Below are 8,737 nucleotides of genomic sequence, written 5' to 3' on the forward strand. Positions count from 1 at the left end.
AGGGGAAGAGGGTGCCGTCCACCACGTAGTCGCAGTCCCGGGGCACCTCCTCCGCGGTGAGCAGCAGGACCGCCAGGGTCCGGGAGAGCGCCTCCGTCAGGGCCTTGATGGCCCGCGAAACAGTGGGCTGCGACACGCCCAGGATCTCTCCGATCACCGCCTGCACAATGTTCTGACGCAGGTACATCAAAGTCGCCCGCAAAGACCCGGACAGGCCCAGGATCGGCGGATAACCCTCAACACCCTCCTCGCGCAGCCAGGCGAGCAGCCCGTCGAACTCATCATCGGTCAATCCCGTGGTACACTCCATCATGATGGCCCACTCCTTCCGGGGTCATGGGGATATATCTTTCACGCCCATGATACCCCACGGGAGTGGGCCATCACCATATCGCCCCCCGGAAATGACCTGGGACACACCCAGAATAACCTTCCAGGCTGCTCTTATTCTCGAGGTTGGCTACATCCAGGGCATGACCGCAATCGTCATCGTCCACGCCATGCGTGCCCGTGAGAAGTTTCTGAGGTGATGATGATGCCCCGCACTGTTGACGAGATCCTGGCACATGCCGACGAGCTGGCCGCTCGCTTCGAGGACTACGAGCCGGTCGAGGCCGACGAGATCGACGTGGCCGCATTGACCGCCTTGCGTGATGCGATCGCCGAACAGGCGCAGGCCGAACGACATGTCCTTGACGCCATCAGAGGCGCTCGGGTCGCCGGTATGTCCTGGGCGGCCATTGGGAACATGGTCGGAATCACCGGCGAGGATGCCCGTCAGCGCTACCAGCCCCTCGTTGCCTGAGGAAGATCTTCGGTGTCCACGACCGCCGCCCCCGCCCGCAGGACCAGCCACTCGTTGCCTGGGGAGGATCTGACCACGCCGGCAACCGCTGCGCCACCGAACCGGGTCGAGTTCTCACGGGCTGGTAGCCTCGCGGGAATGAGCGTCCCATCCGAGCCGCAGGCCGACCGACCCGCGCCCGAGAACGTCTTCGACCACCTGCGCCGCGAGGACGGCGAGCACGTGGGCTACATCGAGATGAGCCCCGACGGCCGCTTCATCCCCTACGACCGGTTGTGGGTCCGCCGGGGCGGGGCGATGGACCTCGACGAGGCGGAGGCGACCCTGGACGGGGTCGGTCTGCGGTTCCTGGCGGAGGACTGGCTCCTTCAGGAGGACGAGTCGGCGGGCGGGGCGACCTGGACGCGCGTCAGGATCCGCGAGGTCCACCGGGACCGCGTCGTCGTCGCCAGGGCGATGGAGGACATATCGGCCGACGTCGCCAAGGCCGTGGACCTCGTCGGCGGCATCGAGTTGCCGCTGCCGACGGCGCGACTGCGCCCGGCGCGCTGAGCGCAGCCGCCGGTCAGGGCCGAGCCTCCGCCCGCGTGACCGGCGGGGCCTCGACGGCCGCGTCGGCATCCCCGGCCGCCGGCTCATCGACCTCCAGCAGCGGGCTCTCGATCAACCGCCCGCTCACGCCCCTCAGGCCGTGGGGCACCAGCTCCGCCGCCATGAAGGCCGGGAAATTGTCGCCCTCCGCCGTCGTCACGCCCCACCGGGAGGCCTCCTGGAAGCCGAAGCGGCCGTAGAAGGCCGGGGCGCCGAAGAGGAGGGCCACCCGCTCGCCATCGCGGCGCGCACGATCCATGGTCGCCTCCATGAGCCTGGAGCCGATCCCCCGGCGCTGCTCGCCCGGCACCACCCCGATGGGGCCCACCCCGACGACGGGCGTGCGCGAGAGGCCGTCGGGCGCCTCCACCCACGCGCGCGTGCTCATCGTGCACCCGACGAGCTCACCGCCCCGGTCCGCGACGAGGATCAGGTGGGGAAGCGCATCGGGGTGCCCCGCCATGGCCCTGCGCCAGATGAGGTGCTCAATGCACCCGGGCCGGTAGACGTCCCAGAAGGCCTCCCTGATGAGGGTCTCGCACCGGCGCTGCTCGGGGGCGGTGGGCGGACGGACGACGACGTCGGTATCTGCCATGCGCCCACCCTAAGCGGTGCCGCCCCATCGACGAGCGCGGCGACGGCGGCCGCGGCGATCACCCCGGCTCCGGGCCGGCCCACCCCGCGCCCCCGGCACGGTACCGTAGCCATCGCTGACGTCCATGCGCCCAGCCCGATCCAAGTACCCGAGGTGAGACACCGTGACCCGTCGTTCCCTTGAGGACATCGAGGCGCACGCCGACGAGCTGGCCGACGCCTTCGAGTCCTATGAGCCCGAGCCCGAGGACGAGAACGTCGCCCTTCCCCCACTCATGGCGGCCAGGCTCGCCGCCTGGCGCCGGAGCACCGCCGAGGAAGAACTTGGGCGGGCCATCCGGACGGCCCGCCCGTCATCGGTCACCTCGACGCCCAGGCGGCGAGCGCCCCGGCGACCTCCTTCAGGGAATACCGGCCGTCGGCCACGGCCATGACCAGGGCATGGGCGTCGTCGTCGGGCGCCTCGAGTCGGCGGCCAGGGTCAGAAGATCCTCGACGTCAAGGTGACTCCGTCACCTTCCGAGCCGGTCCAGGACGTCGGCGTACCGGACGCGGGCCCGCGCGGAGGCCTCGCCGACCCTGCGGTCGTGACCTCGCCGAGCCGCCGCCTCGCGAATGGCCCGCACCGTCGCCTCCTGACGGCTGATGCCATCGGCCTCGGCCAGTTCAGCCAGGATGCGCTCGTCCTCGCGAGTCAGTCGTAGTGTCATCGCCACATGGGCACGATACCAAGGTGGTATCACGTGCTCCAGCCGATTCGCGCCGGGCGAGTCCCGGGCGAGCCCCTTGGCGCGGCGGCGATTCCCGCGCGGCCCTCGCCCCGCGGGGCCGCCGAGCCGCCCCACCATCCACAGCCTGTGGATAAGTGTGCGCCCCGTGCGCCGTTCCCGCCGGTCTGGCGTGACTCCTCCGCCGGTCTCGCGAATCGGGGGTCGAGGCGACGCGGAACGAGCGGAACGAGCAGACCGTAGACTCCCGGGCATGAGCGATGCACCTCCCTCGGAGACGCCCGATGCCGTCGCACCCATCCCCGCGACATCGCCGGTCGGGCTCCCCACCGTCGGCATCGCCCCCGCCGTCGTGCGCGCACCGCGCCCGCCGTCGACGATCCGCTCCCACACCCTTCTGGTCGACGCCTCGCCCCGGCGCCTGCGCCGCGTCGAGGACCTGCTCGACCTGGTCCTGTCCACGATCGGCTCCCTGTCCATGCTCATCCTGGCGGTCTACGCCCACCAGACGACCACCGGCGTCACCCAGGACGTGCAGAACATCCTCGCCGTGGTCCTGCGCCAGGTCCTGGTCTTCCCCCTCCAGGCCATCGAGGGCCTGGCCACCTTCATCATCCCCGTGGCCGTCCTGCTGGGACGGATCCTGCGGCGCTCTTGGCGCAGTTCCGTTCAAGCGGCTCTGGGGGCCGTCGGCGGCTGGCTGTTCGGCGTGACGGCCTACATCGCGCTGCGCACCTGGGCCCCGACCTCGCTGCTCGCCGGCCTGACGGTCACCGGCGCCGGTTCGGCCCAGCTGGGCATCTCGGCGACCTACGCGGCCCTGGCCGGTCTGCTCACCGGCGCCGGCGAGCGCCGGTCCGTGCCGGCGGTGCGCTACGGATGGGCGAGCATGTGGGTCATCGTGGGCCTGGCCGTGCTGCGCAGCGCCCTGCCCCTGTCCGGGGCGATCCTGTCGGTCCTGCTCGGACGCGCCGTCGGACTCGTCATGCGCTACATCCTGGGGGTGGAGGACCACCGGGCGCACGGCATCCCGCTGGTGCGGGCGCTGCGCCGCGCCGGTCTCGACGCGGTGTGCGTGGTGCGCATGGACCGCGCCCCGCGCGCCCGGGCCTGGACGGTGACGACGGACGCCCCCCTGGGCTACACCGAGCAGGTGCGGGAGAACCCGCTGGCCGCGCCGGTCACCGGGGACGCGCAGGCCGACGACGCCGAGCCGCCGGCGCTGTCGACCCCCGCACGCGATCCGGAGGCCAATACGATCACGCAGGCCGACGACGTCGACCTGGCCAAGGTCCTGTCCCAGGCGCACAGCACCGCCCTGGCGGAGGGGCGCGCCTCGGTGCACCGCCTGTACGCCGTGTGGGACTCCGGCGGCGTGCGCCGCGACGTCACCGTCCTCGACGCCGACCGTCAGGTCGCCGGCTTCCTGTCCACCCTGTGGGACCGGATCCGGGTCAAGGGCCTGTCCCCCACGCGGGACATGTCGGTGCGCCCCGCCGCCGAGCACGCCGCCCTCATGACCCTGGAGGCCTCCCGCGCCGGGGTGCGCACGCCCCGGCTGCTGGGCATGGCGGAGGCGGCGGAATCGATGCTGCTGGTCACCGAGCACGTCGTGGGCGCCCGCTCCTTCGACTCCCTGGGCGCCGACGTCCCCGAGTCCGTCCTCGACGACCTGTGGGAGCAGATCCGCTGCGCCCACGCCGCAGGCCTGGCGCACCGGGCGATCGACGGCGGCAGCGTCGTCGTGGACGCCGGCGGCCGGGTGTGGCTGCTGGACTGGGACGCCGGGGAGACCATCTCCAACGAGCTGTCGCGCCGCGTGGACCTGGCCCAGACCCTCGCCCTGGTCGCCTCGGGCGCGGGGGCGGAGCGGGCCATCGCCTCCGCCTCCCGGACCCTGAGCGCCTCTCAGCTGGCCTCCATCGCCCCCATGCTCCAGCGCGTCGTCCTGCCCTCCTCCACGCGGGAGGCGATGGGCCGGCGCGGCAGGCTCCTCCAGGAGCTGCGCGACGCCCTGGTCGCCCTGACCCCGACCGCCCACGCCGAGCCGGCCAAGCTGGCCCGTTTCTCCCCGCGCACGGTCATTGTCACCGTCGTCGGCATGGTGGCCCTGTGGACGCTGTTGGCGCGGATGAACTTCGAGCAGATCAGCACCGTCATCGCCCAGGCGAATATCTGGTGGATCCTGGGCGCACTCGCCTTCTCACTGGCCACTTATCTGGGCGCGGGCCTGGCCCTGGTGGCCCTGTCCCCGACGAAACTGAGCATATGGACCTCCACCGAGGTTCATCTGGCCAGTTCGGTCGTCTCCCTCGTGGCGCCCGCGGGGGTGGGCGGTGCCGCCATCAATCTGCGTTTTCTCAACCGCAAAGGCGTTCCGACGCCGGTGGGCGTGGCCACCGTCGCCCTGGTGCAGATCATCCAATTCGTCGTCACCGTCGTCCTCCTCATTGTTCTGGCGGCGACGACCGGCCAGTCCACAGGATTGTCCCTGCCCTCGGGCTGGGTCATGGTGGCGGCCGCCGGCCTTGTGGCCGTTGTGACGGTGGCCCTGGTCATTCCGAGGGTGCGCTCCTTCCTGTGGGCGAAGGCGGAGCCCACCTACCGGCAGGTGTGGCCGCGGCTGATGTGGATCCTGTCCAACCCGGGCCGACTGGCGCTGGGCGCCGCCGGCACGGTCCTGCTGAGCCTGAGCTACGTCCTCTCCTTCGCGGCGAGCCTGTGGGCCTTCGGCTACACCCTGCCCTTCTCGGTGCTGGCCATCACCTACCTGGCCTCCAACACGGTCGGCTCGGTGGTGCCCGCGCCCGGCGGCATCGGACCCGTCGAGATCGCTTTGACGGCGGGCCTGGCGACCGCCGGCGTGCCCGGCGGCGTGGCCCTGTCCGCCGCGATCGTGTACCGTTTGGTCACCTTCTGGATCCCGATCCCCGTGGGGTGGCTCAGCCTGCGGCGACTCCAGAGGACGGGAAGCCTGTAAAGGGTTTGCGACGCCCGGCGCCGTCGATCGCCTCGGCCGATCGACGGAAGGACTCCGCCTTTCAGGGCGCTTCGAGCGCGATTCCGCCGATCGGATCGGCCGATCGGCCCACTGGGGTTTCAGCCGATCGGCTCGGTCGGCCGGCCGATGCGCATGGGCCCCGGTGCGCGTGTACTTAAGCACCCCATCCCAAGGAGATTCCCCATGAGCCTCGAGGCCATGATCGGTGCTGTAAGTACTGTTGCGATCGCAGGAGTCATCGCGATCGTCGCCTTCCGCGTCTCGCGCCAGCACCTGCGCCGCACCATCGCCGTCAGCGCCGAGTTCACCACCGACGCCCAGTTGTCCGAAGATCTGCGCGACCTCATCCAGACCGTGACCGTTGCCGGATCCTGCGCCATGATCGGGGTGTGCCTCATCGCCATCGTGCTCGAGCACTTCACCCTCTCTCAGATCGCGATCGTGACCGGCGTCGTCTTCTTCCTCGACGTCGGACTGGCCCGCCTGACGGGCAAGAGCTGGGCCCTGGCCGAGCTCGCCGCCAGGCGCGACCTCGAGATCCCCTACGGCTGGTGGGGATCCCTCCTGTCCACCGGCCGCATCTGAACGCCGTTCACCGTCATCCGCAACCTCGTCATGCTGGGGCATCCGAACACGATTTGGACAATTCGTCGTGCGGCGCCGTCCCTCCGCGGCCCCATGACGCCCATGACACCGGCCGCCGGGACGGGTTCGGGCACCGCCCGCGAGTTCGCGGGGCGCACCGCCTCCAGCCTTTCGTTGCCTCTTGTTAAGGTTGCTCCCAGCCATTGGTGCTTCGACGGGAGAACAAGGTGAGCGCACTGCACGTGATCCGCGCCTCCCTGGCGGCCAACATCCGGACGGCCCTGACCGGCCCCTCCGGCGGACCGCCGGGGCGGCGCGCCTACATCGCCATCGGGGCGATCGCCGGGATCGCGAACCTCGTAGTTAACATCATGCAGACGGGATCGGCGGTCACGCCGGCCGACCTCACCTGCATGGTGCTCGCCCTCGCCGTGCTCATGGCGACCCCCCTGCGCCCTGCTCCCGGCGCCGCCGCCTACCTGCTGCTGTGGCTCGTGATGCTCGCCCTCCCGAACGCCCACGTCACCAATATGCTGATGACCAAGGCCGCCTTCTTCATCTTCCTGGGCCGGTTTCTGAGGTTCTGGCCCGGCCTGACCATCACCCTGGTGAGCCTGCTGGCCCTGCTGCTGAAGATCGCCGTCCTCGCCGCTCCCATGGACGGCGTGTACTCCTTCCTCTTCTTCGTCTTCATGGCGCTCGCGTTCTTCCCCACCGGGATCCTCCTGCGCGCCACGGAGGCCGCCCGGCTGGCCGACTCCCAGCGCGCCGCCGCCCGGCTGGAGGACATGCGCCTGGAGATCGCCCGGGAGATGCACGACCTCGTCGCCTACTCCATGTCCCAGACCGCCCTGCGCGCCCAGCGGGCCGCCACGGACGCGAGCTACCCCCCGGAGGTCCGCGAGGAGTTCATGGCCCTGGAGTCCACCGCCTCCGACGCCCTCCACGAGCTGCGCCTCCTCCTGCGCACCCTGCGCCAGACCGAACCGGCCCTCGGCCGATCGATTGAGACCTCCACCGGGCTCGGCCATGCGGTCACCGACCTGGGCGAGGCCATCCGGGTCATCAGCGACGACATCACCGCCGCCGGCTTCGAGGTGACCTACCGGTGCCTGGGCGAGGCGCGCCCCAGCCGCCTCCAGGCGACGACCCTCTCGCGCGTGGCCCGGGAGATGAGCGCCAATATCATCCGTCACGGCGACCCGGCCAGCCCCGTCACCGTGACCCTCAGCCTGGGTCCGGAGGTCATCCGGCTCGTCACCACCAACGGCGTGGGCTCGGCGGTGCCGCGCCTGCCCCGCTCGGGCGTCGGGGTGCTCGGCATGCGCGAGCGCCTGGCCGCCATCGACGGCACCCTGACCACCCTGGCCGAGGACAACGCGTGGATCACCACCGCCACCATTCCGCTCCCCACACCCCGAACCCATCCCACACCCCTGGAGAAGACTGCATGATCAACGTCGGACTCGCGGACGACGACGCCCTGGTCCGCCACACCCTGACCGACCTCCTGGCCACCACCGAGGACGTTCGCATCGTCTGGTCGGCCCGCGACGGCGAGGAGGCCCTGGCCGCCCTGCAGGCGCCGGACAACCCCGTCGAGGTCCTCCTCCTCGACATCCAAATGCCCCGGCTCGACGGCATCGCCCTGGCGGAGGCCCTTCACGAGGACCGCCCCGAACTGGCCATTCTCATTCTCACCACCTTCGTCGCCGACGCCATCCTCGATCGCGCCCTGGCCGCCGGGGTGCGCGGCTTCATCGCCAAGGAGGACCCAGTCTCCGCCCTGGCCACCACCATCCGGCACGTCGCGGCCGGAAACATGGTGCTCTCACCCACCTCCTCCGCCATCATCAGCAGACGTCAGACAAATGACGGGGATGTCGCGCCGCACCTGCTGCAACCGGTCGGGGTCGCGCCGAGCAAGCCCTCTCCGAACGCCCTGCCGCCCGGCGTCACGCTCTCCCCGCGCGAGCACGAGGTCCTCACCCTCATGGTGGACGCCCTGTCCAACAAGCAGATCGCCCACCGCCTGGGTCTGAGTGAGGCGACCGTCAAGACGCACGTGTCCACCCTCATCGCCAAGCTGGGCGTGCACGACCGCGTGGGCGCCGTTGTCCACGCTCTGCGCAACCGGCTTGTCTGACCTTCGTCCGGCCGGTTCGGTCAATTGACCGATGAACTAGTTATCACCTCATTGCACGATACGTCTTGTTGAAAGTACCCCCTTCTAAAGGAGCCCATCATGGCCATGTTCAACCCCTTCCCGTGGAATCCGTGGCGTTTCCTGCGTCGTTGGTGATATTCCCCCGTCATCGGCGATGACACTTCCCCATATCAACCGCCGGAGTTCTTCAGCGCGTCCGCCTCGATGAATCCCTGAGGGGCGGCGTCCGGGAACTCCGGCGGTCCTCCCTGAAGCGGGCGGGCCGG

The 8,737-nt window shown here is 70.4% G+C and carries 9 protein-coding genes; 6 read left to right on the forward strand and 3 right to left on the reverse strand.

Annotated elements, in window-relative coordinates:
- A partial coding sequence (locus G446_RS0114250; RefSeq protein WP_211228317.1) for a transposase family protein occupies positions 1–313 on the reverse strand: 313 nt, incomplete at its 3' end.
- A gap of 216 nt (positions 314–529) precedes the next feature.
- Between G446_RS0114250 and G446_RS0114260 the strand changes: the two genes are divergently transcribed.
- Complete coding sequence (locus G446_RS0114260) at positions 530–805, forward strand: hypothetical protein (protein WP_245574738.1); 276 nt, start codon at positions 530–532, stop codon at positions 803–805.
- Positions 806–943: 138 nt separating this feature from the next.
- Positions 944–1,357 carry a hypothetical protein gene (locus G446_RS0114265; protein WP_026410631.1) on the forward strand — a complete coding sequence of 138 codons (414 nt, stop codon included), beginning with the start codon at positions 944–946 and terminating at the stop codon, positions 1,355–1,357.
- Between the two features lie 13 nt (positions 1,358–1,370).
- Here the strand turns inward: G446_RS0114265 and G446_RS18305 are convergent, their stop codons facing one another.
- On the reverse strand, positions 1,371–1,991 hold the full coding sequence (locus G446_RS18305) for a GNAT family N-acetyltransferase (RefSeq protein ID WP_051286048.1): 621 nt from the start codon (positions 1,989–1,991) through the stop codon (positions 1,371–1,373).
- Between the two features lie 511 nt (positions 1,992–2,502).
- Positions 2,503–2,700: a CopG family transcriptional regulator gene (locus tag G446_RS0114275; RefSeq protein ID WP_245574733.1), complete on the reverse strand. Its 198-nt coding sequence runs from the start codon at positions 2,698–2,700 to the stop codon at positions 2,503–2,505.
- A 271-nt stretch (positions 2,701–2,971) separates the two neighbouring features.
- Here G446_RS0114275 and G446_RS0114280 point away from each other — a divergent pair, with 271 nt between their 5' ends.
- From G446_RS0114280 to G446_RS0114295, 4 genes are all read left to right on the forward strand, one after another.
- A complete protein-coding gene (locus tag G446_RS0114280; protein WP_026410633.1) occupies positions 2,972–5,698 on the forward strand; it encodes a lysylphosphatidylglycerol synthase transmembrane domain-containing protein in 2,727 nt (908 codons plus the stop codon).
- A gap of 204 nt (positions 5,699–5,902) precedes the next feature.
- Entirely contained in the window at positions 5,903–6,304 is a 402-nt protein-coding gene (locus G446_RS0114285; protein ID WP_026410634.1) for a hypothetical protein, read from the forward strand.
- Between the two features lie 227 nt (positions 6,305–6,531).
- Positions 6,532–7,758, forward strand: a complete 1,227-nt coding sequence (locus G446_RS0114290; protein WP_245574734.1) for a sensor histidine kinase — start codon at positions 6,532–6,534, stop codon at positions 7,756–7,758.
- Positions 7,755–8,450, forward strand: coding sequence for a response regulator transcription factor (locus tag G446_RS0114295; protein ID WP_026410636.1), 696 nt, complete (start codon positions 7,755–7,757; stop codon positions 8,448–8,450). The genes G446_RS0114290 and G446_RS0114295 overlap by 4 nt, the downstream gene beginning before the upstream one ends.
- The last annotated feature ends 287 nt before the right edge of the window (positions 8,451–8,737 follow it).

The sequence above is a fragment of the Actinomyces dentalis DSM 19115 genome, assembly GCF_000429225.1.
In the GTDB taxonomy this organism is placed as follows: Bacteria; Actinomycetota; Actinomycetes; order Actinomycetales; family Actinomycetaceae; genus Actinomyces; species Actinomyces dentalis.

Coding starts and splice junctions, on each gene's coding strand:
- G446_RS0114260 (WP_245574738.1), top strand. CDS start 530: ATGATGATGCCCCGCACTGTTGACGAGATCCTGGCACATGCCGACGAG.
- G446_RS0114265 (WP_026410631.1), top strand. CDS start 944: ATGAGCGTCCCATCCGAGCCGCAGGCCGACCGACCCGCGCCCGAGAAC.
- G446_RS18305 (WP_051286048.1), bottom strand. CDS start 1,991: ATGGCAGATACCGACGTCGTCGTCCGTCCGCCCACCGCCCCCGAGCAG.
- G446_RS0114275 (WP_245574733.1), bottom strand. CDS start 2,700: ATGACACTACGACTGACTCGCGAGGACGAGCGCATCCTGGCTGAACTG.
- G446_RS0114280 (WP_026410633.1), top strand. CDS start 2,972: ATGAGCGATGCACCTCCCTCGGAGACGCCCGATGCCGTCGCACCCATC.
- G446_RS0114285 (WP_026410634.1), top strand. CDS start 5,903: ATGAGCCTCGAGGCCATGATCGGTGCTGTAAGTACTGTTGCGATCGCA.
- G446_RS0114295 (WP_026410636.1), top strand. CDS start 7,755: ATGATCAACGTCGGACTCGCGGACGACGACGCCCTGGTCCGCCACACC.